General features: G+C 68.2%; 23 protein-coding genes and 4 tRNA genes. 16 read left to right on the top strand and 11 right to left on the bottom strand.

What is annotated here, in order from left to right:
- Positions 1-51: 51 nt before the first annotated feature.
- Together GBRO_RS26960 and GBRO_RS26955 are read right to left on the bottom strand one after the other, a co-directional pair.
- Positions 52-807, bottom strand: coding sequence for an AtuA-related protein (locus GBRO_RS26960; protein WP_440588766.1), 756 nt, complete (start codon positions 805-807; stop codon positions 52-54).
- A gap of 5 nt (positions 808-812) precedes the next feature.
- Positions 813-1964, bottom strand: a complete 1152-nt coding sequence (locus tag GBRO_RS26955) for an acyclic terpene utilization AtuA family protein (protein ID WP_227892875.1) — start codon at positions 1962-1964, stop codon at positions 813-815.
- Positions 1965-2048: 84 nt separating this feature from the next.
- Here GBRO_RS26955 and GBRO_RS11320 point away from each other — a divergent pair, with 84 nt between their 5' ends.
- Positions 2049-2948 (top strand): LysR family transcriptional regulator, encoded by a 900-nt coding sequence (locus GBRO_RS11320; protein ID WP_012834079.1) that lies wholly within the window; start codon positions 2049-2051, stop codon positions 2946-2948.
- Positions 2949-3123: 175 nt separating this feature from the next.
- On the opposite strand, the gene GBRO_RS11315 is transcribed toward GBRO_RS11320, so the two are convergent.
- A tRNA-Val gene (locus GBRO_RS11315) sits at positions 3124-3195 on the bottom strand.
- A 215-nt stretch (positions 3196-3410) separates the two neighbouring features.
- Here GBRO_RS11315 and GBRO_RS11310 point away from each other — a divergent pair.
- From GBRO_RS11310 to GBRO_RS11285, 6 genes are all read left to right on the top strand, one after another.
- Positions 3411-3483 (top strand) — tRNA-Gly (locus tag GBRO_RS11310).
- 22 nt (positions 3484-3505) lie between these two features.
- A tRNA-Cys gene (locus GBRO_RS11305) sits at positions 3506-3579 on the top strand.
- A gap of 16 nt (positions 3580-3595) precedes the next feature.
- Positions 3596-3670 (top strand) — tRNA-Val (locus tag GBRO_RS11300).
- Positions 3671-3837: 167 nt separating this feature from the next.
- Positions 3838-4503 (top strand): LppP/LprE family lipoprotein, encoded by a 666-nt coding sequence (locus tag GBRO_RS24695; protein WP_012834078.1) that lies wholly within the window; start codon positions 3838-3840, stop codon positions 4501-4503.
- 32 nt (positions 4504-4535) lie between these two features.
- Positions 4536-5120, top strand: a complete 585-nt coding sequence (locus tag GBRO_RS11290; RefSeq protein WP_041919862.1) for a GNAT family N-acetyltransferase — start codon at positions 4536-4538, stop codon at positions 5118-5120.
- A gap of 112 nt (positions 5121-5232) precedes the next feature.
- Complete coding sequence (locus tag GBRO_RS11285; protein WP_012834076.1) at positions 5233-6489, top strand: HNH endonuclease; 1257 nt, start codon at positions 5233-5235, stop codon at positions 6487-6489.
- A gap of 243 nt (positions 6490-6732) precedes the next feature.
- Here GBRO_RS11285 and zapE read toward each other — a convergent pair whose 3' ends face one another.
- Positions 6733-7746 carry a cell division protein ZapE gene (zapE, locus tag GBRO_RS11280; RefSeq protein WP_012834075.1) on the bottom strand — a complete coding sequence of 338 codons (1014 nt, stop codon included), beginning with the start codon at positions 7744-7746 and terminating at the stop codon, positions 6733-6735.
- A gap of 35 nt (positions 7747-7781) precedes the next feature.
- Between zapE and GBRO_RS11275 the strand changes: the two genes are divergently transcribed.
- The 5 genes from GBRO_RS11275 (at position 7782) to msrB (ending at position 12304) form a co-directional block, all read left to right on the top strand.
- Positions 7782-8573 carry a pyrimidine reductase family protein gene (locus GBRO_RS11275; RefSeq protein ID WP_012834074.1) on the top strand — a complete coding sequence of 264 codons (792 nt, stop codon included), beginning with the start codon at positions 7782-7784 and terminating at the stop codon, positions 8571-8573.
- Positions 8574-8730: 157 nt separating this feature from the next.
- Positions 8731-10284, top strand: a complete 1554-nt coding sequence (locus tag GBRO_RS11270) for an alpha/beta hydrolase (RefSeq protein ID WP_012834073.1) — start codon at positions 8731-8733, stop codon at positions 10282-10284.
- A gap of 41 nt (positions 10285-10325) precedes the next feature.
- Complete coding sequence (locus GBRO_RS27710) at positions 10326-10502, top strand: DivIVA domain-containing protein (RefSeq protein ID WP_012834072.1); 177 nt, start codon at positions 10326-10328, stop codon at positions 10500-10502.
- Positions 10503-10561: 59 nt separating this feature from the next.
- Positions 10562-11821, top strand: coding sequence for a glycosyltransferase family 87 protein (locus GBRO_RS11260; RefSeq protein ID WP_012834071.1), 1260 nt, complete (start codon positions 10562-10564; stop codon positions 11819-11821).
- A gap of 51 nt (positions 11822-11872) precedes the next feature.
- Entirely contained in the window at positions 11873-12304 is a 432-nt protein-coding gene (gene msrB / locus GBRO_RS11255) for a peptide-methionine (R)-S-oxide reductase MsrB (RefSeq protein WP_041920437.1), read from the top strand.
- Between the two features lie 27 nt (positions 12305-12331).
- On the opposite strand, the gene GBRO_RS11250 is transcribed toward msrB, so the two are convergent.
- The 4 genes from GBRO_RS11250 to hemE are packed head-to-tail and all read right to left on the bottom strand — an operon-like array spanning position 12332 to position 16411.
- The gene (locus GBRO_RS11250; RefSeq protein ID WP_012834069.1) at positions 12332-13189 is read right to left on the bottom strand and encodes a peptidylprolyl isomerase; all 858 of its coding nucleotides are present in this window, start codon (positions 13187-13189) and stop codon (positions 12332-12334) included.
- On the bottom strand, positions 13186-13881 hold the full coding sequence (gene hemQ, locus GBRO_RS11245) for a hydrogen peroxide-dependent heme synthase (protein WP_041919861.1): 696 nt from the start codon (positions 13879-13881) through the stop codon (positions 13186-13188). The genes GBRO_RS11250 and hemQ overlap by 4 nt, the downstream gene beginning before the upstream one ends.
- A 38-nt stretch (positions 13882-13919) precedes the next feature.
- Positions 13920-15332 carry a protoporphyrinogen oxidase gene (gene hemG, locus GBRO_RS11240; protein ID WP_041920435.1) on the bottom strand — a complete coding sequence of 471 codons (1413 nt, stop codon included), beginning with the start codon at positions 15330-15332 and terminating at the stop codon, positions 13920-13922.
- Positions 15333-15346: 14 nt separating this feature from the next.
- Positions 15347-16411 (bottom strand): uroporphyrinogen decarboxylase, encoded by a 1065-nt coding sequence (gene hemE / locus GBRO_RS11235; protein ID WP_012834066.1) that lies wholly within the window; start codon positions 16409-16411, stop codon positions 15347-15349.
- A gap of 158 nt (positions 16412-16569) precedes the next feature.
- On the opposite strand from hemE, the gene GBRO_RS11230 reads away from it, so the two are divergent.
- A complete protein-coding gene (locus GBRO_RS11230) occupies positions 16570-17205 on the top strand; it encodes a DUF3000 domain-containing protein (RefSeq protein WP_012834065.1) in 636 nt (211 codons plus the stop codon).
- Positions 17202-18545 carry an HRDC domain-containing protein gene (locus GBRO_RS11225; protein WP_012834064.1) on the top strand — a complete coding sequence of 448 codons (1344 nt, stop codon included), beginning with the start codon at positions 17202-17204 and terminating at the stop codon, positions 18543-18545. The genes GBRO_RS11230 and GBRO_RS11225 overlap by 4 nt, the downstream gene beginning before the upstream one ends.
- A 28-nt stretch (positions 18546-18573) precedes the next feature.
- On the opposite strand, the gene dxs is transcribed toward GBRO_RS11225, so the two are convergent.
- From dxs to GBRO_RS11210, 3 genes are all read right to left on the bottom strand, one after another.
- The gene (gene dxs / locus GBRO_RS11220) at positions 18574-20622 is read right to left on the bottom strand and encodes a 1-deoxy-D-xylulose-5-phosphate synthase (protein ID WP_012834063.1); all 2049 of its coding nucleotides are present in this window, start codon (positions 20620-20622) and stop codon (positions 18574-18576) included.
- A gap of 127 nt (positions 20623-20749) precedes the next feature.
- Positions 20750-22081 (bottom strand): class I SAM-dependent RNA methyltransferase, encoded by a 1332-nt coding sequence (locus tag GBRO_RS11215; protein ID WP_012834062.1) that lies wholly within the window; start codon positions 22079-22081, stop codon positions 20750-20752.
- A complete protein-coding gene (locus GBRO_RS11210; protein ID WP_012834061.1) occupies positions 22078-24096 on the bottom strand; it encodes an APC family permease in 2019 nt (672 codons plus the stop codon). Before GBRO_RS11210 ends, GBRO_RS11215 begins: the two co-directional genes overlap by 4 nt.
- A 148-nt stretch (positions 24097-24244) precedes the next feature.
- Here GBRO_RS11210 and GBRO_RS11205 point away from each other — a divergent pair, with 148 nt between their 5' ends.
- Complete coding sequence (locus GBRO_RS11205) at positions 24245-24907, top strand: potassium channel family protein (protein WP_012834060.1); 663 nt, start codon at positions 24245-24247, stop codon at positions 24905-24907.
- A 30-nt stretch (positions 24908-24937) separates the two neighbouring features.
- Entirely contained in the window at positions 24938-25594 is a 657-nt protein-coding gene (locus tag GBRO_RS11200) for a potassium channel family protein (protein ID WP_012834059.1), read from the top strand.
- The last annotated feature ends 1 nt before the right edge of the window (position 25595 follow it).

Below are 25595 nucleotides of genomic sequence, written 5' to 3'. Positions count from 1 at the left end.
CGTCGGTGGCCGGCGTGGCGATGGCCTTCTGTAACGCGGTGGTCAGTCGGCTCATCGTGTCTGTCCTGTCGTGGCGTGTCCGGAAAGATGTTGTCGCACTGCGTGATCGCCAGAACGGCGGGTGGAACCCAGGAGGTCGTCGGGAATGAGGACCTGACGTGATCGCAGACACTCCCCGATCGCCTTGCCCACCTGGTCAACCCGCAGGTTCGACGATCCGCCGGTTCCGAGCAGGCCCTTGAAGACGAAATGCACCGCGCGGATCTCGGGGAACTCGTGGCGTTCGATGTCGATGTCCTTCGTCTCGGGCACCAGGCGGCGGATCTCGTCGGTGGACAAGAACCTGCGCAACCACGGCCACACCCTCGGATCCGGGGTCCAGATACCCACATTCGAGTTGCCGCCCTTGTCGCCGCTGCGGGCGTAGGCCACCGAACCCAAGGGGGCGCGGGTGACCCGCTCGGCCAACGGCGCATCGCGGGGCTCCGGGTGTGTCGGCTGCGCGGTGACCGCCGTGGCGGGCGGGATCGGGGCGTCGACGATGCGGTTGCCGTCGATGACGGCGCGGTGCGTCAGCGCGCTCTGCGGGAGCACACCCGGCCAGTAGTCGACTCGCGGCTTGGGTCGGGAATGCAGGCCGGCCGCTCCGTCGTGAAAGAAGCCGGGAATACCCTGCAGGTAGAGGCTGCCCAGGCGGGCTCCGATGTCGGCGCCGGCAAGTGTCGCGGCGTCGCCGGCGGTGGCCATCACCCGCAGCGCAACCGTTGCCGCCCATTGGGATTCGGGGTCGTCGGCCGGTTGACCGATCTGCGTCAGGTCAAGGTCGACGCCGTCGGGGAGGTTGCGGGACAGTTGACGCGGATCAGCGCGATCTTCTCCTCGACGTGCGGGGATGTCACGAACACCGTGTTCACCACACTTGCGCCGACGGTGCCGAACATCGCGACCTTGGTGGTGGGTGGCGGCGGAGTGCCGGTGGCGCCGGTGACCGACACCCGGTCCGGTGCGACCTGCTCGACGCGGACGTGGTCGAGGTGCACGGTGACGTCGGGATTCAGGTAGACCGGTCCCTGGATCTCGTAGACCAGCTGCGCAGTGACGGTGTCCGCGGTGACCGCTCCCCCATCCCTGGTGTGTTTGGTGATGACACACGATCCATCGGCCGCGACCTCACCGATCGGGAAGCCCGGCACGGTGAGATCGGGGATTTCGAGGAACCCGGAGAAGTTGCCGCCCACCGCGTGGGGGCCGCATTCGATGATGTGGCCGGCCACCACGGCTCCGGCGAGCGCATCCCAGTCGTCGGTGGACCAGTCGTGCCACCAGGCGGCGGGACCGACGGTCATCGACGCATCGGTGACCCGCCCACAGACGACGATGTCGGCACCCTCGCGCAAGGCCGCGGCGATCCCCCACCCACCGAGATAGGCGTTGGCGGCGATCAGGTTCGCCGACCAATTCTCCAGTGGTTCACCGGAATCGAGATTGTCGAGGCGGTGTCCCTCCTTGCGCAGATCGTCGAGCGCGCCGAGGATGTTGTCGCCCTCGACATGGGCGACGCGCAGATCCAGACCGGCCGCACGAATGTCGTCACGCAGAACCTGCGCCAAGCGGTCCGGGGAGAAGCCGCCCGCGTTGGTCACCACCTTGATGCCGCGCTCGGCGAGAGCCGCCAGATGCGGCCGCAACTGCGTGACGAAGTACTCGACGTACCCACGCTCGGGGTCTCGATGATGGACGGCCGCCAGCGACGCCAGGGTGATCTCGGCGAGGTAGTCCCCCATCAGCACGTCGATCGGGTCACCGGCCATCGCCTCGACGATCGCCGTGCGCCGGTCGCCGAGATACCCGGAGAAGTTGGCGATCCTGATCGGTCTGGACGCGGTCGGTGTCATCGTGCCCGCCTTTCGCTCGTGGACGTCGTCGGTGTCCGCCGAGCGGATACCGCAGTCGACGCTATCCACCACCTCACCCGAGCACCACGACCGATTCACGAAACGTGAGATGACTGCACCGGTCATCCTGTCGTCGCAGATAGGTGCCTTATCGTGAGGAGGGCGGACCTCCCCCATCTGCGGTACTTCGTCGCAGTCGCCGAAGAGCGCAGCTTCACCCGCGCCGCGACCCGCCTGCACATGGCGGCGTCACCGCTGAGCCAGCGCATCAAGGATCTCGAGCGTGAACTGGGCACCCCGTTGTTCATCAGGGCCCACCACCGTATTGATCTCACCGACGCCGGTACGGCTTTGCTACCCAGGGCGATCGACATTCTCGATCGGGTCGACGCGCTGGCTGACGTGGTCACCGAGGCCCACAGCGTTCGACGGGTCGTCATCGGGATTGCTCCGGAAGTCTCCTCGACGGTCCGGGATTCCGTTCTGGACGCCCTGGCCGACAGCCATCCCGACATCGCGCCCCAATTGTTGCCGGCCAGTACCGCTCCGCTCCTGCGAGACCTACGGGCGGGCACGGTCGACGTCGCCCTGGTGCACGGTCCGGTGGACGGCGACGGTGTGGCCAGTCTGTTGCTCGAGCGGAACCCCGTCGGCGTGGCCATCGGCTCGAAACTCGTCGACGGCAGCCCGGAGACGATCACGCTGGCCGAGCTGACCGGGGTCCCGTTCGCCTCGATCAACCACGACGCCGCGCCCGACATCTACGCCAACCTCGACCGGCTTCTGACCCGGCACGGGGTCCACAAGCGAATCACGTTGCCCGACGGCAACTTCGCCGGCCTGACGCATCTCGTCGCGACGGGTCAGGCGTTCACCCTGGTCTCCCTCGGTGACGGAATCCCGGCCCGGATGTTCGCCGGTGAGCCGGTCGCGGTGATCCCGTTGCGGGGCACCAGAGCGCATCTGAGCACGGTCGCGGTGTGGTTGCGTCGCCGGGCCGAAGCCGAGCCGCTGGTCGCGGATCTGGTCGGTGTGCTCAACGGACTGCAGTGAGGCCGTTCTGGCCTGGGACGCGTAGGCGAACCTCATTCCCGACGACCCGAAACCGTGGCGTCAGACTGTCCGAACAGAGACCGCCGAACGGACGCGCGTCCAAAGCGGGTCCACGGGTATGACACAGGCCCCACCCGATTGACTCGGACAGGGCCTCTGGTTGATGTTTCCTCGGTGGTCCCGGCTGGGATCGAACCAGCGACCTTCCCGGTGTGAACGGGACGCTCTTCCACTGAGCCACGGGACCTTGCGTGCGTCTGCGCCGCAGCGCTGTGCACGAGCCAGAAGATTACACGTCTGGACCGCTGGTTCCCAAATCCTCTGCGTCGTGTTCGGCTCTACCCCAAGCGACCGCGCGGTCGAGGCTGTGACCAGGCGATTTGGCTTGTTCGGATTGGTCGGATAATGTTCCTCATCGCGTCGTGAGCAACAAAATGATCCACAAGATCAGCTCACGAGCATGCGGATGTAGCGCAGCTGGTAGCGCATCACCTTGCCAAGGTGAGGGTCGCGGGTTCGAATCCCGTCATCCGCTCGGCGCGAGTCGACTCGCATCTGGTGGTGTGGCCGAGTGGTGAGGCAACGGCCTGCAAAGCCGTGTACACGGGTTCGATTCCCGTCGCCACCTCCACACCAATTTCATACCCGCGCGATTAGCTCAGTGGGAGAGCGCTTCCCTGACACGGAAGAGGTCACTGGTTCAATCCCAGTATCGCGCACCACGATTCATCTGGTCAGGCCCGGTCTCAGGACCGGGCCTTTCCCGTTTCCGCGTCGCGTCGATGCGACACGTCATTCGGACACACGACTATCTGTTCACTCCCCTAACGATCCCGGTCCGGCGGGCGACACATCCATCACCGATGCCGCTCACCGAAAGCAGGAACTCATGCGCACCACCATCCCCACCCGCCTCGCCGTCGGTGCCCTTGCTGCGGCTGCCGTCTCGCTGTCCGCCTGTCAATCCACCGATGACCAGGCAGCGCCGGCATCCGACTCGGTGACACAGCCGCCAGGGGCGACCGGAACCGTCACCGAATCACCGCGGCCCACATCGACGGAGGGCTCGCAGCCGGGCACTACGACCGCCTCGGGCACCGACTCCCCCGCCGCCACCACTGACGCATCCCCACATGCCAACTGCTCCACAGAGAGCACGGAGGCGATCGCATCGGCCACCGCCCGCATCGCAGGACCGCTCCCGACGACCAACCCGGACGTTCCGTGGGTCTTCGGCGGGGCGACGAACTACAACACGTGCAACGACCTCAGTTACGCCACACTCGACACCCAGGGCGCCACCGCGTCATCACCGAACCAACTGCTGCTATTCCACCGAGGCGTCTTCGTCGGGACGGGAGTGCGATGCAACCTCGCGTATCAACGCGTGACGGGGGCGTCGACGGAGGCTGTGTACGTCAATTACCGCTATCTGCGCGGCGATGACGCCAGCGCCGCGCCGTCGGGCAGCGTCGACGTCTCCTTCGAGTGGAACGGCAGCAGGGTCGTCCTGAGCGGCACCCTGCCCGCCGAACTGACCCGAGGACAGTGCTGAAGGGTCCGACAAGCTCTGCGATACTGCCGAGCGTGAGTCAGGACCCGACAGCCACCCTCGTCGTCGAACCGGTTCACGACGTGGCACTGGCCGATGCCGTCTCCGCAGTCGCACAGGAGACATTTCCGCTGGCGTGTCCGCCACACTCGTCTCCCGCCGACATCGCCGAGCACCTCGCGAACAACCTTCGCCCACAGGACTTTCGCGATTACATCGACGACCCGGACGCCGACGTCCTGATCGCTCGCCCGCTGCCCGAAGGCCCGATCCTCGGCTACGCCTTGGTGTTTCACCGAGATCCGACCGACGACGACGTGCGCGCGGTGATCACGCGGCGTCCGGTGTCCGAGGTGTCGAAGATGTACGTGCTACCCGACCACCACGCCCGCGGACGAAGCCAGTCAGCGTCGCGGGCGCTGATGACGGCGGCGATCGACTCCGCTCGCGCCCGCGGACGCGTGCAGGTATGGCTCGGAGTCAATCAGGAGAACCGTCGAGCACAGCGGTTCTACGCCAAGATGGGCTTCCACCGTGTCGGCGTGAAGACCTTCTCGCTGAACGGTTCCATCGAGCACGACTACGTCCTCGCACAGGATCTGTCCTCACCGGCTCTGTGACTGGTGTGACTTCTGTTCACCACGGTTCACTGCAGTCACCGCTGAGGCTCATGGGGTCTGACCAGCAAAAACAGCCCTTGACACGAACACATGTGCGAGTAATCTAGAGCACATGAAGCAGATCGAACACCTGGTCGAGCAGCTGGCCAACCACACCTGGGACGACACCACCGGACCCGAGGCCCACACCACACTCACCTCGATCCTGCGGCTACGCAATCTCGTCGAACACCACGCCGCAGTCCTGGTCGCCCGGCTGACCGCACTCGGCCTCGCCAAGAAACAGGGCCGCACCATGCGGGAGTTGCTGATCGTCATGGGCTGCGCCCCCGCCGTCGCATCACGGTTGGTACGTGTCGCCGGGAACCTGGCGCCCCTGCCGCGCCTGGCCGGACATACCGCGGACGGAACAGTGTCCGGCGAGCATGCCGACGCGGTGGTGCGCGGGATGACGCATATCGCCACCCGGAATGGGGAACCGCTCTCCGACTCCCAGCGTCACAGTATGGTGACCGACCTGCTCGCCCACACCTTCTCCGGTGCCACGCCGTCGGAGATCACCAACCGCGCCCGCGCATTAGGCAATCAACTCGCCGACCACTCCGACACCGGGTTGCCTACGACCGAAGACCGTGCCATCAACGACTTCACCGTCACCGTCAACGAACCGAAAACCGGTGGGGATGGGCGCACCATCGTGCGCGGAGACCTCGACGCCGTCATCGGAGAAGAACTGCACACCCTCATCGACGCCTTCAGTACACCCCGACCCGAACCCGACGGCGCCGAAGACACCCGCGCACCCGGACGACGCCGCTCCGATGCTTTGGAACGCATCCTCGACGCCGCCATGACCGCCGCCGACCACGGCCTCCTCGGTGGTGCCCCCAAACAATCCATCCTGCTCACCATGCCCGCCGACGCCGACGGCCGCGGCATCCTCGCCTTCACCGGACCGGTCGCCGGAGCCACCACCACCCTGCTCGCCTGTGACTCCACCATCACCGACATCATCATCAACGGCGACAACATCCCCATCGCCGTCGGCCAAGACGACCGCCTGTTCGGCCCGAAACTCAGAAAGGCCCTGATTGCGCGGGATCAGTGCTGCATCAAATGCGGCGCACCCGCCGGCTGGACCCACGCCCACCACATCACGTTCTACTCCCACGGCGGCAAAACCGTCCTCGACAACGGATGCCTCCTCTGCCCGTCCTGTCACACCGACGTCCACCACAACGGCTGGGATGTCGTGATGGGCGATGACCGACACCCCTGGCTCATCCCACCCGCCAGCGTCGACCCCCGCAGACGACCCCAACCGGCCTACAACCGGCGCACCATGCGACTCGACAACGTTGCCGCATGAGAATCCTGACGCTGTCCGAGCTGCGAGCCTCAAACGCCGTAGCACCGCGAAATTGTCAGTACCCCAGCGCATCATGAACTAGACCAACGAAACCAGCACCCGGCCCAGCCGGGACCGCATCAGTCCTTTGAGAACTCCATAGAGTGAAACGACGCCGGGGAACCGGTTGTCGCGCAACCCAGTACAGCGACACCTTCCAGTCATCGATGTATTCGGTTGCGCGGCAACCAGTTGCCCGATCGATCAGACGGCGGACTCGGCGAACCGAGACAGCGCGAGGAGTCGCGAGGTCGCGCGCAGGTACTTCTTTCGGTAACCACCGGAGAGCATTTCGTCGGTGAAGATCTCGTCGAGTTTGTTTCCCGACACGGTCACCGGAATGTTCGCGTCGTAGAGGCGATCGGCGAGGACCACCAGGCGAAGTGCGACCGACTGATCCCGCGCCGGGTGGACACCAGAGATACAGACCAGCGAGACGTCCTCGATCAGGTCCTTGTACTTCGACGGATGCAGGGTGCTCAGGTGGTCACAGAGAGCATCGAAGTCGTCGAGGGTCGCTCCCGGGGTGGACTCGGCGACCTCCGTCAGTTCCTCGTCGGTACGCGGGTCCGGAGCCGGCGGCAGATCACGGTGTCGGTAGTCGGGGCCGTCGACGCGGATGGTTTCGAAGACCGACGAGAGCTTGCGGATCTCGCGGAGGAAGTCCTGCGCAGCGAAGCGACCCTCGCCGAGCTGGCCGGGCAGAGTGTTCGAGGTCGCTGCGACGGAGACACCGTTGGCGGTCAGCTCGGTCAACAACCGAGACACGAGCATGGTGTCGCCAGGGTCGTCGAGTTCGAACTCGTCGATGCACAGAACTGTGTGCTCGGACAGGCGCTCGACCGCCTTCATGAAGCCGAGCGCACCCACGACGTGCGTGACCTCGACGAAGGTGGCAAACGACTTGGGCTCGGGCATCGAGTGATAGATCGACGCGAGCAGGTGGGTCTTGCCGACACCGAATCCGCCGTCGAGGTAGAGGCCGATGCCGGTGCTCGGTCCCTTCCGGGAGAAGAAGCCACGCTTACCCGACCGCACCTTGCTCGCCCGGGCGACGAAGTCGCGCGCCTTGGCGACCGCCTCGGACTGCGAGGGCTCGTTGGGGTCGGGGATGTAGCTGTCGAACCTGACCTCGTCGAAGGTCGACGGAGGCACCATCTCGTCGATGAGCGCATCGGGCGAGACCACGGGATTGCGATCGCTGAGTCGTGCCACCATATGGGGAGCCTAGCCATGTGTTCGATGAGGGAGTCATGTACCACCTGCAGAAAGCGACCCAGGTCACATCCGGTACGGATGACGCCGCGACCCTCCGGTGGCTTGCGCAGACCTATGCCTACCCGCCGAAGCCCACCTCACCACCCTGCCTGACCAGGCCGTATGTGCGAGCCAACTTCGTGTCCTCCATCGACGGCGCGGTGACGCACAACGGGCGTTCGGCCGAACTGGCCGGGCCCGGCGACCACGCACTTTTTCACGTCCTGCGCGCACTCGCCGACGTGGTACTGGTCGGTGCCCGCACCGCGACCGTCGAAGACTACGGTCAGCCGGCCGAATACCCCGTGTTCGCCGGCGATCGCCGACGTGCCGAGCAAACACCTGCGCCCGCCCTGGCGCTGGTCTCCCGCACACTCGCGTTCCCCATCGGCTATCCGCCGCTCGGCAATCCCGACACGGTGGTGTTCACCTGCCGTGATGCACCCCGGGAGAACCGGCAGTCGCTCGTCGACGCGGGCGCTACCCTGATCGACTGCGGCGAGGACACCGTAGACCTCCCGATCGTGCTCGACCGATGCGCGGAACGAGGCTGGCACCGTGTCCTCTGCGAGGGTGGACCGACACTTCTCGGGTCCCTGGTCACCGAGGATCTCGTCGACGAGATGTGTCTGACCATCAGCCCGAACCTGGTGTCCGGCGACGCCGGCCGGATCGCGCACGACCGTCGACCCGGGGTGCTGCGGAGCATGCGGGCGGAGACGATCCTCACCGACGACGACGGATTCGTCTTCTCCCGCTGGGTCCGGTCAGCACCGACGACGCACTGAGCCGACGATGGGTGAGCCGACCCCGGACGTCACGACCTACTGACCGAGGCCAACCCACCGGACGACGAACGCCGCGGACGGCGACTCCTCGGCTACCACTAAGCTCGCGGGCATGCGTGTTGCGCGGGGTGGCCGGATTCGGTGGGCAGGGCGTCGAATGCGGGCGATGGCCGGCGCCGGACTGCTCACCACCACGCTGATCGTCTCCGCCTGCGCCGTCGGGCCCGACCCCGGTCCGGATCTGGTGTCGGGCGATCACGGTGAGAATCCGGCGACGTCCTCATCGGCTACCCCGCCCCCACCGGCGCTGACCGCGCCGCGTCAGGACCTCGCGTGGCGGGAGTGCGGCTCGGCGACGGCCGCGCGCTTCGGTGTGACCGCACCGCCCGGGGCAATCGTGGAGTGCGCCGAGTTCGACTCGCCCGTCGACCCGGCCCAACCCGACGACGAGACCCTGACGGTCGCCGCGACCCGCGTGCGCACGTCGGCGACGCCCGCGGACGCCGCTCCCCTCGCCCTGACCACCGGCAGCGACATGCCGTCGTCGCGGGCACTGCTCCTGCTGGCCTCCGATCAGGGACGAGAGTTGCTGCGTTCGCACCCGATCGTTGCTGTCGACCGGCGCGGTCTGCCGCAGAGCAATCCGCTCGACTGCATGACCCGGGCCGAACGCGCCGCGATGGCCGACAACGGACTCTCCGCCGGCCGATCACCAGCCGCACGGATCGCCGAGTTGGCAACCAACGCGTCGTCGGCGTCGGATGGGTGCACCGAGACGCTGACTCCCTATCAACTCGACTTCTCCATCGCCTTCGCCGCGTCGGATCTCGAGACCTTGCGCAACCGCTGGGGTGTCGATCGCCTCGGGCTCATCGGGATCGGTGAGGGCGCCGACGTGGTGCTCGCCTACAGTTCGCTGCACGCGGCGCATGTGGGTCGGGTCGTCCTCGACACGCCCACCCCATTCGGCGCCAACGCGCGCGACCGCGGCCTCGCCCGGTCGACGGGTGTCCAGGCGGGCCTGCAGACCTTCGCGCAGCGGTGCGCCAATCTGCCCGGCTGCACCTTCGGCACCGACGGTGTGGCGACGATGACGCGCCTCATGGACAAGGCCGCGCAGGGTCGGCTCGCGAATCTCTCCGACACCCGGGTGCTGGCCGCCATCACCACTGCGGTGGCGCTCGCACCCAACCGGCCCGACGCGTTGACCTCGATCGCGTCGGCCATCACCGCCGCTGACCGGGGCGACGTCCGCGCGCTCAGTGCACTCGCCGACGACGCGGACGCGCTGCGGCTCAGTGACGGTGCACTCGTGTCTCGCTGCAACGACGTGTACGGACCGGTCGGGCAGAACGAGATCCCCACCCTCATCGATACGTGGTCGCGACAGAGTCCGCTCACCGGCACCGACAGCGCACTGTCCCTGATGAGGTGCAACGGCTGGGCAGCCGGAAACCCGACCGCCGCCCCCGGCTCGCTGCCGACGCCGCCGCTGGTGCTCAACGGCACCAACGACACCATCAACGGTGGCAACGGGGCCAGCGCCCTGCGCGCGACGTTCCTCAACGCGGGCATCGCGCCGGTGACGGTCGGCTGGGAAGGGATCGGATACTCGGTGTTGGCACGCAGTTCCTGTGCTGCACAAACAGTTGCCGAGTACCTCGGGCCCACCCCGCTGGCCGGTCCGACGGATCGCGGTTGTCCCGCCTGAGCCCCGTCGGCCTGGCGTTGAGTGTGTGGGATGATCCTCGGATGCTGACACCGGACGACGTGCACAACGTGGCCTTCGGCAAACCCCCGATGGGGCGTCGGGGTTACAACGAAGACCATGTCGACTCGTTCCTCGACGATGTCGAGGCCACGATGCGCGAGCTGTATCGCCGACTGTCCAGATACGAATCCGTCGACGCCGAACGCCCGCACCCATGACGCTGCCCGTCGGCCGGGGTTGTCCCGATCGGGCATCGCGTTCGTAGTACGGTTCGCGGGTGGCCAATCTCGACAGGTATCTCTACCCGCAGGTGAGCGTGCAGCGGATCGTCCCGATGATCCTGTGGCCGATCAGCGTGATGATGGTCATCCAGCGCGCACTGATTCTCGGCGTCAACGGGTCCCGCACCGACGATTTCAAACCGGTGTACGCCGCTGCCTTCAATTTCCTGAACAATCTGCCCGTCTACGGGGAGAACTACTCCACGGTCAGCCCGCACTACCTGTACCCGCCGTCAGGGACGCTGCTGATGGCGCCGGTCGCGGTGCTCGACTACGAGCGTGCGCGCTGGCTGTTCATCGCGGTGAGCGCCATCGCGCTGGTCGGATGCGCCTACCTGCTGACCAGGATGTTCGGGTATTCGGCGGGTAGTTGGGTGTTCCCGACGGTGCTGTTCGTCTTCTTCAGCACCGAGACGGTGGCCAACACGCTGATCTTCACGAACTTCAACGCCTTCGTCCTGCTCGGCATGCTCGCGTTCATGATGCTGATGATCCGCCGCCACGACCTGTGGGCGGGGGTTCCGCTGGGTCTGACCCTCGCGGTCAAACCGGTGCTGGCGCCGTTGTTGTTGCTCGCCCTGCTGAATCGGCAGTGGAAGGTCCTCATCACCGCGATCGCCATCCCGGCGGCGCTCATGGCGGTCGCCTGGCCCATCGGCGTCGACGCCATGGACTTTGTCACCAAGACCGCGCCCTACCTGTTCGAGGCCCGCGATTACTACAACTCGTCGATCGCCGGTAACGGCGCGTACTTCGGCGTCGCACCATGGCTCGTCGTCCTGCTGCGCGTCGCGTTCGTGGCGATGGCCGTGTTCTCGCTGTGGTTCCTCTACCGCTACTACCGGACGACCAACGAACTGTTGTGGCTCAGCACATCGTCGGGTGTGTTGCTGGTGACCACCTTCCTGGTGGGATCGCTTGGTCAGGGTTACTACTCGATGCTGCTGTTCCCGCTGCTGATGTCGGTGGTGCTGCCCGGTTCGCCGATGCGGAACTGGCCGGCGTGGCTCGGCGTCTACGGATGCATGGCCTTCGACAGCTTCTACTCCGAACGCTGGAACGCCCTCGGCTGGATCCTCGAGTACGGGAAGGTCACCTGGGGCTGGTCGCTGCTGATGATCGCAGTGTTCTGTTCGCTGTTGTTCCGCTACCTCGACATCCGCTCGACGACAACGAACGCCGAGCCGACGGCACCGCGCCCCACACCGGCCTCCGACGAGCCGACGGCGGTGAACAGGACCGCGACGACCGGCTGAGCCCGACCCGGCCGTGGCACTCTGCCGGACAGGATCGCTACCGTGGGGAACATGACCTCTGACAACCGTGCCGAACTCGCCGACCTGACCGACGAGCAGTGGAAGGAACGACTGACGCCCGCGGAATACCGGGTGCTGCGCCAAGCCGGTACCGAGGCGCCGTTCACCGGCGAGTACACCGACACCACCACCATCGGGGTGTACCGCTGCCGGGCATGCGACGCCGAATTGTTCCGCAGCGAACAGAAATTCGAGTCGCATTGCGGATGGCCGTCGTTCTTCTCCCCGCTGGCCGGCGATGCCGTCGTCGAACGCGCCGACGACTCGATGGGCATGCGCCGTACCGAGGTGCTGTGCGCCAACTGCGGCAGCCACCTGGGCCACGTCTTCGCCGGGGAGGGCTACGACACCCCGACCGACCTCCGCTACTGCATCAACTCCATCAGTCTCACGCTGGAGCCGGCCGGTCCGCCAGACGCCTGAACTGTTGCGCCACTCCCACTCTCGGCGTCAGCTGACCGTGGCGGAGGTGATCGACAGCCTCACCTTCGGGGTTCCGTCCTGCAGCGTCTCGGTCGGCAAGTCGGGTGCGATTCCGCCCGCGGCCACGCGGTCGACCACCCCCAGACCGGCCGTATCGACGCTGCCGATCACCGCATAGTTGGCCGCGATCTGACTGTCCCCGTACACGATGAAGAACTGTGCATCACCGGTGTGTGTCCTTCCCGAGGAGTTGCTGTTGGCGACGGCCACGACGCCACGCGGGTAGGTGACCGCCTGCAGCCCGGTGTACGGGTCCGGTGGACCGCTCGGGCGCAGATCGGTCGGGAACTCGTCGGGGCTGTTCCATCCGGGGCCGCCGATACCGGTCCCGGTCGGATCGCCGCACTGGAGCACCTTCAGGGCGGGGGCCGCTGTCAGCCGGTGACAGTCGGTGTTGTCGTAGTAGCCGCTGTGGGCGAGCGAGAGGACGGCTCCGGCGTTACACGGCGCACCGGTGTGTTCGACGGTGATCGGGATCGTGCCCTGACTGGTGGTCAGCGTGACGGTGACCCGCCCGGTCTCGGGTTGCCGAGGCGCCGGTTGCGGCGCGCTTCGCTGCTTGGACGCACCTGCCCGCAGTGACGCCATGTACCGCAGATATGCGTCGCGCTGGTCGGCCGGGACCGACGGCGGAACCGTGGTCGGCAGGCTGTCGAAGGCGTTGGGAGCCACCTGGTAGTCGCACGCCACCGTGCGAACCGGCGGGTCGGGGGCGGCCACCGGGGTTCCGTCCACCGAGATCGCGCAGGCGCCCACCGCCAAGCCGGCGGCCAGCCCGAGCACTCCGATCGCGGCGCCCCGCCGCTGGCGACCGAGCGCCGTCACGGTAAGGCGTCGATGAGGGCGTCGACCTCAACGCGTGGGCCGGTGAAGAACGGCGTCTCCTCGCGTACGTGACGACGCGCTTCGGTGGCCCGCAGATCGCGCATCAGGTCGACGATCCGGTGCAGTTCCGGGGCCTCGAAGGCGAGCAGCCATTCGTAGTCGCCGAGGGCGAACGATGCGACGGTGTTGGCCCGGACGTCCTTGTACTCGCGGGCGGCCTTCCCGTGGTCGGCGAGCATCTTGCGGCGTTCCTCGTCGGGCAGCAGGTACCAGTCGTAGGACCGCACGAACGGGTAGACGCAGATGTAGTTGCCCGGCTCCTCACCGGCCAGGAACGCCGGGATGTGACTCTTGTTGAACTCGGCGGGCCGATGCAGGGCGACGTTGCTCCACACGGCGTCGGACGCCCGGCCAACCACGGTCTCCCGCCGGAAGCGGGCGTACGCGGCTTGGAGTTCCTCGATCTTCTCCGCGTGCCACCAGATCATGAAGTCCGCATCGGCACGCAGCCCCGACACGTCGTAGACGCCGCGCACCACCACGCCGCTGTCCTCGAGTGTCTTGAAGAAGTCGGCGGCGTCCGATTTGACCTGGTCACGGTCGGCGGGCAGCTCGCCCGGCCGGACAGCGAACACCGAGAACATCAGGTAGCGAATGGTGGAGTTGAGTTCTGCGTAGTCCAATCGGCTCATGACAGTCATGGTGCCACCGGAGCGACCCGGACGGTCAGTCAGGTCTCGGGTGTGAGATCGGCGACCACCGCCGCCGCCGCCCGACCGGCCCGCCCGATGCAGGCGGGCACGCCGACACCGGCGTAGGCCGAGCCGGCCAGGGCCAGACGGGGCGGCCGGTGCGCATCGACCCTGGCCATCGCCGCGAGGTGACCCGGCCCGTAGACGGGCAGGCCACCGGGCCAGCGCTGGACATACGAGTCGACGACCCGTGCCGACACCGCGTTCACCCCGGCCGCCGCACACACCGCGTCGAGGTCGGCGAGCGCGTCGGCCACCAGCCGTTCCCCGACGCCGGGTTCGTCGTCCTCGTCGGGGACCGGTGCGCCATGGCGGCCGAACGATGCCCGCACCGACACCGGCTCGTCGTCGCCCGCGAGATGCGGCCACTTACGAGAGCTGAAGGTGAATGCCTTGGCGCGCAGGGTTTCTCCGGTGGCCACGAGAACTCCAGAGTGATCGGGCAGGCGCGTGCCGGGTTCCAGGGCGATTGACACCACCACCGACGACGCGCGCGGCACCGCGACGAGTGCCTCGCCGATCGCCGGCGCGGATTCGGTGAGCAGTTCTCCGGCGACCGGTGCCGGAACCGCCAGCACGACGCCGTCGTAGTCGGCCGATCCGCCGTCACCGAACCCGAGTGTCCACCCGTCGGCGCCGGAACCCAGGGTGACGACCGCGCGGGCCAACGCGGGGGTCACCGCTGCCGCCGCCGTCAGCGCGTCGAGCAGTCTCCGATAGCCGCCGATCAGCGTGCCGAACACCGGACCCGACGCACCGGCACCGGAGTCGATGACCGACCGCACCGCCGCGGTCAGTGACGGCGAGCCGCCGTCGAGTCGCGCGGCGAGGGCGGGGATCGCCTCTCGCAGCCCGATGTCGGCGGCCAGGCTGGAGTAGACACCGCCCAGCATCGGGTCCACACTGCGTGCCACCACCGATGGACCGAACCGGTCGGCCACCAGGTCCCCGACCGTCGGATTCTGCGTCACCGACCAGTTCAGCGGGCGGTCAGCTTCACCGGCCAGCCTGTCGAGATCGTCGGAATCGACAAGTCCGGCAACGGGTTCGGGTGACGCGGGAATACCCATCAAGGCGGGCGCGGGCAGTGGGTGCAGTCCCGCGCCGGACCAGATCGCCGGGCGGGCTCCCGACGGCGACACCACGTCATCGGCCAGGCCCAGCTCGTCGATCAACGCGAGCGCCTCGGGACGTCGCACGATGAACGCCTCAGCGCCCACGTCCACCGCCCGCCCGCCCACGTCGACGGTGCGCAGGACGCCACCGAGCCGGTCACTCGATTCGACGACGTCGATCTGTGCGTCGGATCCGAGCGCCTGGCGAAGACGGAACGCGGCGGTCAGTCCCGAGATCCCGCCGCCGACCACCGCAACCCGAATCCGCCGCGACATCACCGGCCGCGACATCACAGACGGTGAATGAGATCGACCGCCCGGGTCAGGACGTCGGGATCGGTGCCCGGCAGCACCCCGTGTCCGAGGTTGAAGATGTGCCCGACGGCGCCTTCGGCGATGGCGCGGTCGCCGTCGTCGACGACCCGCCGGATCTCCCGGTCCACCACATCGTCTCCGGCGAAGAGCATCGTCGGATCCAGGTTGCCCTGCACCGCTTTTCCAGGCCCGACCCGCCGGGCCGCCTCGTCGAGCGGCACCCGCCAGTCGACGCCGATGACATCGGCACCGGCATGCGCCATCGGCGCCAGCAACTCGCCGGTCCCGACGCCGAAATGAATTCGCGGAACACCGTATTCGGCAACTTCGGCCAGCACCCGGGAACTGTGCGGCGCGACGAATCGGGCGTAGTCGGCGGCCGAGAGCATGCCCGCCCAGGAGTCGAAGAGCTGGATGGCGTCGACGCCGGCGTCGAGTTGCACGCGCAGGAAGGCGATGGTGATGTCGGCGAGCCGCCCCATCAGCTCGTTCCACACCACGGGCGCGCCGTGCATCATCGCCTTGGTCCGCTCGTAATTGCGGCTCGGTCCGCCCTCGATCAGATACGACGCCAGGGTGAACGGGGCGCCGGCGAACCCGATCAGCGCGGTGTCGCCGCCGAGTTCGGCGAGGATGAGTTCGACGGCCCGGGCCACCGCCCCGACCGCCTCGGGTGCCAGCCGAGGAAGGCGTGTCACGTCGGCTTCGGTGCGGATCGGTTCGGCGATGACCGGTCCGGTGCCGGCCACGATGTCGAGGTCGACGCCGGCGGCCTTCAGTGGTACGACGATGTCGGAGAACAGGATCGCGGCATCCACGTCGTGGCGCCGGACCGGCTGCATGGTGATCTCGCAGACCATCTCGGCGTCGAAACAGGATTCGAGCATGCCGTGTTCGGCACGGATCGCCCGGTATTCCGGCAGGGAGCGTCCGGCCTGCCGCATGAACCAGACGGGTCGCCGCGACGGCGTGGCGCCGGTTGCGGCCGCGATCAGCGGCAGGTGTGATCGATCGGCCCGGAGACGAGGTGCGTTGGACATCACCGTTCACTCTGCCATGTCGGCCGCCCGTCACCATCGCCGGTGGTCACCATCGCCGGTGGTCACGACCGCCACCCGGCGGGGGCTTCGCGGTCCGTACCCGGGGGTGTGCGGCGCGCCTCCGCCGTCCACCGCCACCGTCGACCTACCGTCGAGGGGTGACTTCTTCGGGAGCTCCGAGCGAGCCTGCTGATTTCCGCGCCGCGGTCGAGTCGCTGCATGCCGCCCGGATCCGCCGCGAGATCGAGGTCGGCCCCATCCGTCCGCCGCAACGCCTCGCCCCGTACAGCTACGCGGTGGGCGCAGAGGTGCGCCCGGCCGACGATCTGGACCCGGCGGCCGAGGTCCCCGATGACGCCCAGGGCAGTGCCTTCGGGCGGTTGATCCTGCTGCACGATCCGGCCGGGCAGGACGCGTGGAACGGCACGATGCGGCTGGTCGCCTACATTCAGGCCGAGGTGGAGGCCGCGCTGGCGATGGACCCACTGCTGCCCGAGGTTGCCTGGAGTTGGCTCAGCGACGCCCTCGGCGTGCCGGTGGGAGCCACGGCCACGGCCCCCGATGCCGGATCGCCGGTCGAGGTGACGGCCCTCGGCGGCACGGTCACCTCCACCACCTCGGTGCGCTACGGCGACATCGCCGGCCCACCCCGCGCCCATCAGCTCGAGTTGCGCGCCTCGTGGACCGCGATCACCGGTGACGGACTCGGTGCGCATCTGGAGGCCTTCTGCGACGTCCTGGGTTCCGCGGCCGGACTACCGCCGGTCGGCGTGACCGAACTCGGGTCGGCATGACCGATGCGGGGACCGGCGGACCGCCCGGCGACCGATCCGTCCCGGCCGCAGACCGACCGGAGCACACAGACCCGCCGGCACACACAGACCCGTCGGGGCGCGAGGTCACCCCGCTGCTCTCGCCCGCCGACGGCGTCCCCCCGGTCCTGCGTTCGGCCGCCGAGTTCACCGCTGCCGCCGCCGCCTTGCGGGCCGGTGACGGACCTGTCGCCGTCGACACCGAACGCGCCTCGGGATACCGCTACTCACAGCGGGCCTATCTGATCCAGATCCGACGACGGGGTGCCGGAACGTTCCTGCTGGACCCGATCGACGAGCCCGACGCCCTGGCCCCGGTGATCGACGCGCTGCGGGGGCCCGAGTGGGTTCTGCACGCCGCCGACCAGGATCTGCCGTGTCTGCGGGAGCTGGGGTTCGTGTGCGCCGAGCTCTACGACACCGAACTCGCCGGGCGACTGCTCGGGCTGGCCAAGGTGAATCTCGCCGCCATGGTCGCCGAGTTCCTCGGTCTCGGGCTGCGCAAGGGGCACGGCGCCGCGGACTGGTCCCGTCGCCCGCTGCCCGACGACTGGCTCAACTACGCCGCACTCGACGTCGAAGTCCTCGTGGAGTTGCGGGACGCGATGGATGCCGCTCTCGCCGCTGCGGGGAAAGATCGTTGGGCGCGTGAGGAATTCGCCTATGTGTTGAATCGGCCACCCGCTCCCCCACGGCCCGATCGCTGGCGCCGGACCTCCAACATCCACACCATCAAGAGTGCGCGCACCCTCGCGGCGGTCCGTGAACTGTGGACCACCCGCGAGAGCATCGCCGAACGTCGCGACGTGGCACCGGGTCGGGTGTTGCCCGATTCGGCGATCGTCAACGCCGCCACCGCGAATCCGACGTCGATCGCCGAACTCACCCGGCTGCCGGTGTTCGGCGGACCGCGGCAGCGGCGGCAGGCGGCGACCTGGTTGGACGCGCTGAAGCGGGCGCGCGAACTCCCGGAGTCCGAGTTGCCGGACCGCAAGTCGCCGGGGCCCGGCGGGCTGCCACCGATCACGCGGTGGGAGCAACGCAATCCGGAAGCCGCGACGCGACTGGCGCGAGTCCGGTCCGCGCTCAAGGAGATTGCCGAGGCCCATTCGCTGCCGGTCGAGAATCTGCTCGCGCCCGACGTGATGCGTCAGCTGTGCTGGGACGGGCTCCCCGGTCGGGCAAACGCCGCGGACGTGGATCGACGCCTGGCCGACGACGGAGCGCGGACCTGGCAGCGTGAACTGTGCGCGTCGGCGATCGCCGACGCCTTCGCACTGGGACCCGACGCCGTCGCGCAGCAACCCGACGCCGAGGACTGACTCACCCGCCGGCCACCGGGCCGTGCGATCAGTGCTGGTCGTCGGCGCGGGTGTCGGCGGCCTGCCGCTCGGTCGGCGCGCCGGCACGTGAGCCGCCATCCTCGACGCCGGTGCCGTTGACCGGGGCATCGCCCGCGACGCCGCGGACCTCGTCGGACAGCTGGCCCTCGAGCCCCGGTGTGCTGTGCATACCGGCGACCGTCGCGGTGATCGTGCGGGCCAGGTCCTGGGCGGTGAGACCCAGCTCGGCAAGGATCTCGCCGCGCGAGGCGTGCGGGACGAATTGCTGTGGCACACCGCGTATCTGAACGGGCACCGAGATTTCGGCCGCCGAGATCGCGGCGGCCACCGCCGATCCCACACCACCACTGACCCCGCCGTCCTCGAGGGTGACCACCAGCCGGTGCCGACGCGCGGCGTCGACGATCGATTCCGGTACCGGCAGCACCCACCGCGGGTCGACGACGGTCGCGTCGATACCCTGCCGGGCCAGCCGCGCCGCAGCGTCCACGGCGAGTCCGCAGAAGGCGCCAACGGCGACGATCAGCACATCTGCGGCGGCCGGGCCCAGCCGGGCACCGTCGGCCCGGTGGAGCACGTCGACACCGTCGGCCAGTCGCTCGATCGCGCGGATGTCTTCGGGGACAGCGCCTTTGGAGAAACGCAGGGCGGTGGGGCCGTCGTCGGTGCCGAGCGCCTCGTCGAATTCCTCCCGCAGCCGGACGGCGTCGCGCGGCGCCGCCACCCGCAGGCCCGGGACCATCGCCATCAGCGAGAGGTCCCACATGCCGTGGTGGCTGGGCCCGTCGGGACCGGTGACCCCGGACCGGTCGAGCACCAGGGTGACCGGGAGCCGCAGCAGGGCGACGTCCATGAGCAGCTGGTCGAAGGCACGGTTGAGGAAGGTGGAGTAGATCGCGAGGACCGGGTGCAGACCACCGAGCGCTAGTCCGGCAGCCGAGGTCATCGCGTGTTGTTCGGCGATGCCGACGTCGAACATCCGGTCCGGGTACCGCTCCCCGAACGGGGTGAGCCCGGTGGGTCCGGGCATCGCCGCGGTGATGGCCACCACGTCGTCGCGGGCCGCCCCCGCGTCGAGCAGTGCGGCGGAGAACACCGAGGTCCAGTCCTGCGGGGCGACGCTCGTCGCGCGACCGGTGAGCGGGTCGATGATGCCGGTGGCGTGCATCTGATCGGCCTCGTGGTTCTCCGCCGGTGCGTACCCCATGCCCTTGCGGGTCACGACGTGCACGATCACCGGACCGCCGAAGTCGCGGGCCTGACGCAGCGCGGATTCGACGGCGGCGACGTCATGACCGTCGACCGGACCGACGTACTTGAGTCCGAGGTCGGTGAACATGGCCTGCGGCGTGAGCAGATCCTTGAGTCCGCTCTTCACCCCGTGCAGCACGGCGTAGGCCGAATCACCCACCACCGGAAGCTGTTTGACCACCTTGCGACTCTCGTCGAGAAAGCGCTCGTAGCCCGGCTGCAGACGCAGCCCGGACAGATGGCTGGCCAATCCGCCGATGGTCGGCGCATAGGATCGGCCGTTGTCGTTGACGACGATCACCAGTGGTCGCTCCGCGGCGGCTATGTTGTTCATCGCCTCCCAGCACATGCCCCCGGTCAGCGCGCCGTCACCGACGACCGCGACCACTGTGCGGTCGGTCTGTCCGGTCAGTGCGAAGGCCTTGGTCAGCCCGTCGGCGTAGGACAGTGCGGCCGAGGCGTGCGAGGACTCCACCCAGTCGTGCGGGCTCTCGGCACGTTCCTGATACCCGGTGAGGCCATCCTTCTGCCGGAGCGCGTCGAAGCCGTCCTTGCGGCCGGTCAGGATCTTGTGGACGTAGCACTGGTGGCCGGTGTCGAAGATGACCGGATCATGCGGGGAGTCGAAGACGCGATGCAGCGCCAGCGTGAGTTCGACGACGCCGAGGTTGGGGCCGAGGTGGCCGCCGGTCGCCGACACCTTGGCGATGAGGAAGTCCCGGATCTCGACCGCCAGTGCGTCCATTTCGGCGGGCGACAACGCGGCCAGATCGGCCGGCGAGTTGATCCGGTCGAGCACGCTCATCGCTTTCCTCCATCAGGGTTCCGGGGCTGTCCGCAGGGACGAGACTGCCCGCCCCGCCCGTGTGTGGACAGTCTACGGGCTCCGTCGGCCGTACCGGTGCCAGCGCCCGGTGCGAGCGCCCGTGCCCTCAGCCGCGGACCAGGCAGGCGATGACCTCGACGTGGTGGGTGAGCGGGAAGGCGTCGAATCCCCGCAGTTCGGCGATTCGGTAGCCGTGAGTGACGAAAAGACCGAGGTCACGTGCGAAGCGAGCCGCGTCACATCCGATGTGGATGATGACCTGCGGTCGGGCGTCGCTGATCGCCGTGACCACCTTCTCCCCGGCCCCGGTGCGCGGTGGATCGAGGACCACGACGTCGGGGGCGGGCAGCGCCTCGATCTGCTCGATCACCTCACCGGGGTGGGTGATCACGCGGTTGTCGCCGGCGAAGGTCGCGGCGGCCGCGGTCAGTGCGCCGGTGTCGGCGTCGACAACGTGTACCGACCCCGGGGCGACATCGGGGTTGTCGAGGAGTGCGGCGGCGAAGACACCGGCACCGCCGTAGAGATCCCAGGCGACGCCGGGTGATCGGTCGAGGTGCCGCGCCGCGAAGCCGGCCACGGCATCCGCGTAGGTTGCCGGTGCTTCGCGGTGGGCCTGCCAGAAACCGGTGACCGGGATCTGCCAGGCGCGTGTGCCCACCCGGTGCTCGGCCACACCGGCGCCTTCGACGACGCGGGTGGCCCGCTCAATCCGACGCCGGTGCCGGGACTGCTGCGCGCGGCGGCGCGATCGGTCACCTCGGCCCGCCCGCCGACCGGCTGCAGTGACGGGTTCGACGATCGGCGCGAGTTCGCTGATATGCCGGCCGCCGGCGGCGTCGGCCACGATGACGAGCTCAGCGCGCGGCGTGAATCCCCCGTCGATGTCGTCGAGCAGACCGGCGACCGGTGCCACACAGCGGCCGCCGGTGATCACGTCGTCACCACGGAACGCGCGCTGACCGGCCACTCCGTTGCCGTCGACGGCCAGCCGGGTGCGCACCCGCCACCCGGTCGCCGCGTCGGCGGATGCGGTGGCCGTGCCGCTCGCGGCGGCGAGCGCCTCCACGCCGGTGCCGACGAGTGCGGTCGACTCCAGCACCTGCGCCGGCAGGTGCCCTATCCGGGCCGCAACATCGAGCAGCACATCGCGTTTCAGGTCACGCGCATGGTCGGGGCGGATGAACCCGAGGTCACAGCACCCGGCGCCGTGCGCCGCCGCCGGGCAACGCTGCGGCACGCGGAACGGTGAGGCGTCGAGTATCTCGATCGTCTCGCCCCGCCAGAACGAGGGATGCCGCTGGTCGACGATGCGCACCCGGACGGTTTCGCCGGGGATGGCACCGCGGACGAACACCACACGCCCGTCCGCCCGGCCGACCGCCTCACCGCCGTTCGCGGGGCGCTCGACGGTGAGCTCGATCATCGGCGGGCTCATCGGTGCTCGGCGTCGCCGCCGAGGGCGCGGCGGGTCTCACCGGGCGCCCAGTAGCTCGGGTCGTCCTTGCGCCGGTCGGAGGAACTCAGCTGCCACGGCACCGAGGTCACCATCACACCGGGTTCGAACAGCAACCGGCCCTTGAGTCGCAGGGCGGACTGGTTGTGCAGGATCTGTTCCCACCAATGGCCGACGACGTACTCGGGGATGAACACGGTGATCACGTCGCGGGGGCTCTCCCGGCGCACCCGGCGCACGTAGTCGATGACCGGCCGGGTGATCTCGCGGTAGGGCGACGCGATCACCTTGAGCGGCACGGAGATGTCGCTGGCCTCCCACTGCGACACCAGTTTTCGGGTGTCCCGGTCGTCGACGTTGACGGTGATCGCCTCCAGCACGTCGGGCCGGGTGGCGCGGGCGTAGAGCAAGGCGCGTTTGGTGGCCAGGTGCAGGGTGGAGACCAGGACGACCGAGTGTGTCCGGCTGGGGAGCACGGTCTCGTCGCCGTCGGCCTCGGCGCGTTCGAGTTCGCGCTGCACCGTCGCGTAGTGATGGTGGATCAGCTTCATCAGCACGAAGATCACCACCATCGCCAGGATCGCGATCCAGGCGCCCGCGGTGAACTTCGTGATGAGGACGACGACGAGCACCGTGGCCGTCATGACCAGCCCGATGGTGTTGATGACCCGCGACTGCATCATGCGCCGGCGTGCGCGCGGGTCGGTCTCGGTGCGCAGCAGTCGCGTCCAGTGCCGCACCATTCCCGTCTGGCTCAGCGTGAACGACACGAACACGCCGACGATGTAGAGCTGGATCAGGGCCGTGACCTGCGCACCGAACGCGACGATGAACACGATCGCCGCCAGCGCCAGGAACAAGATGCCGTTGCTGAACGCGAGGCGGTCCCCGCGGGTGTGCAACTGCCTCGGCAGGTATCGGTCCTGGGCGAGAACCGAACCCAGCACCGGGAAACCGTTGAATGCGGTGTTGGCGGCCAGCATCAGGATCAGTGCGGTCGCGATCGCCACGAAGTAGAAGCCGGGGGTGAAGGTGTCGAAGACGGCGTGCGCGAGCTGGGCGATCATCGCCTTCTGCTGGTATCCCTCGGGGGCGCCGATCAGATCCTTCGCCGGGTCCATCACGTACTTCGCACCGATCTTCTGCGCCAGCATGACGATGCCCAGGAGCAGCACGATGGCGATGCTGCCCAGCATGAGCAAAGTGGTGGCGGCGTTGCGCGACTTGGGTTTCCGGAAGGCCGGGACGCCGTTGCTGATGGCCTCGACACCGGTCAGGGCGGCGCAACCGGAGGAGAAGGCCCGCGCGATCAGGAAGACGAACGCCACACCCATCAGATGATCGTTCTCGGCCTTGATCTCGAAGTCGGCGGCCTCGGAACGCACGGAGTCGCCGAGGATGTAGATCTCGATGAAACCCCAGACGAGCATGGCGACGACACCGACGATGAAGGCGTAGGTGGGGGTGGCCAGCACCGCGCCGGATTCCTTGATACCGCGCAGGTTGACCGCGGCGAGCAGCACGATCGCCGCGACGCAGAACCACACCTTGTGTTCCTGGACGAACGGGATGGCCGAGCCGATGTTCTCCGCGGCCGACGAGATCGACACGGCCACGGTGAGCACGTAGTCGACGAGCAGCGCGCTGCCGACCGTGAGTCCCGCGCTCGGGCCCAGGTTGACCGTCGCGACCTCGTAATCACCCCCGCCGGAGGGGTAGGCGTGCACGTTCTGCCGGTAGCTGGCGACCACGACGACCATGACGGCTGCGACAGCCAGCGCGACCCACGGCGTGTAGGCCAGGGCGGTGACACCGGCCACCGACAGGACCAGGAAGATCTCCTGCGGCGCGTAGGCGACCGACGACATCGCGTCGGAGGCGAAAACCGGCAGCGCGATCCGCTTCGGGAGCAGGGTGTGCCCCAGCGTGTCACTGCGGAACGGCCGGCCCAGCAGCAGACGTTTGGTCGCGACGGACACCTTTGACACGGTGGACACCAGGCAACACTAGAGCGTGCGATATTCGAAGGCCACCAGAGGCCGCGTCGACACCGCGGGACGGGCTGCGACGGGTAGGTTCTAGGTGGTTATCGGGTTGGACGAACCGCGGGTCCTCGGGCTGCGCGCGACCGGTGGAAGGAACGACGTGCGGGTTGTGATCATGGGGTGTGGGCGAGTCGGGTCGTCGCTCGCGATGGCGATGCAGAAGCGAGGTCACGACGTCGCGATCATCGACCGTGATCCGTCGGCCTTCGTCCGGCTGAGTCCCGATTTCACCGGGGTGACGATCGCCGGGGTCGGCTTCGACCGTGACGTCCTCGAGCGTGCCGGCATCGAGAACGCCGACGCCTTCGCCGCGGTCTCCTCCGGTGACAACTCCAACATCATCTCGGCTCGGGTCGCGCGGGAGACCTTCGACGTGGAGCGCGTGGTCGCCCGGATCTACGATGCGAAACGAGCCGAGGTCTACGAGCGGCTGGGGATTCCGACGGTCGCCACCGTGCCGTGGACGACGGAGCGTTTCGTCTCGGCGCTCGGCGAGACGTCGACGACCACCGAGTGGCGTGATCCGTCAGGGTCGCTGGCCGTGGCCCAGCTGGAGGTCCACGAATCGTGGATCGGGACCACCGTGGGCAAGTTCCAGGAGATCACCGGAGCTCGCATCGCCTTCCTCAACCGCGTCGGACACCCCATCCTGCCGGACGCGAAAACCGTTCTGCAGCAAGATGATGTGGTGTTCGCGGCCAGTCTTCTCGACAACCTGCGCAACGCCCGCGGCATCGCCTCGGCGCCCGCCACCCACGACTGAGCCCCATCAACCAGCCAGGAGCACATTTCCGTGAAAGTCGCCATCGCCGGAGCCGGCGCCGTGGGCCGTTCGATCGCCCGGGAGTTGCTCGTCAACGATCATGAGGTGACGCTGTTCGAGCGCAAGGTCGAGCACATCGACTCCGACGCCGTACCCGGCGCGGCGTGGGTTCTCGCCGATGCCTGCGAACTGTCCAATCTCGAGCAGGCCGAGCTCCACACGTTCGACGTGATGATCGCCGCGACCGGTGACGACAAGGCCAATCTCGTGGTGAGTCTGCTCGCCAAGACCGAGTTCGCGGTCAACCGAGTCGTCGCCCGCGTCAACGATCCACGCAACGAGTGGCTGTTCGGCGAGGACTGGGGTGTCGACGTCGCCGTGTCCACTCCCCGTCTGCTCGCCTCGCTCGTCGAGGAGGCGGTGACGGTGGGCGATCTGGTGCGGCTGATGACGTTCCGGCAAGGTCAGGCCAACCTCGTCGAGCTGACTCTGCCGTCGAACACGCCGCTGGCGGGTAAGCCGGTCCGCAAGCTGGCGCTTCCGCGTGATGTCGCACTGGTCGCCATCCTGCGCGGCGGGCGGGTGATCGTGCCCCAGTCCGACGATCCGATCGAGGGTGGCGACGAGCTGGTCTTCATTGCCCCCGCCGAGGTGGAACCGGCGCTGCGCGACGCCATGCAGCTCTGAC

Source organism: Gordonia bronchialis DSM 43247 (assembly GCF_000024785.1).
Taxonomy (GTDB): Bacteria; Actinomycetota; Actinomycetes; order Mycobacteriales; family Mycobacteriaceae; genus Gordonia; species Gordonia bronchialis.
The sequence above is the reverse complement of the archived record's forward strand: the minus strand, read 5'-3'. Positions and strand labels throughout refer to the sequence as shown.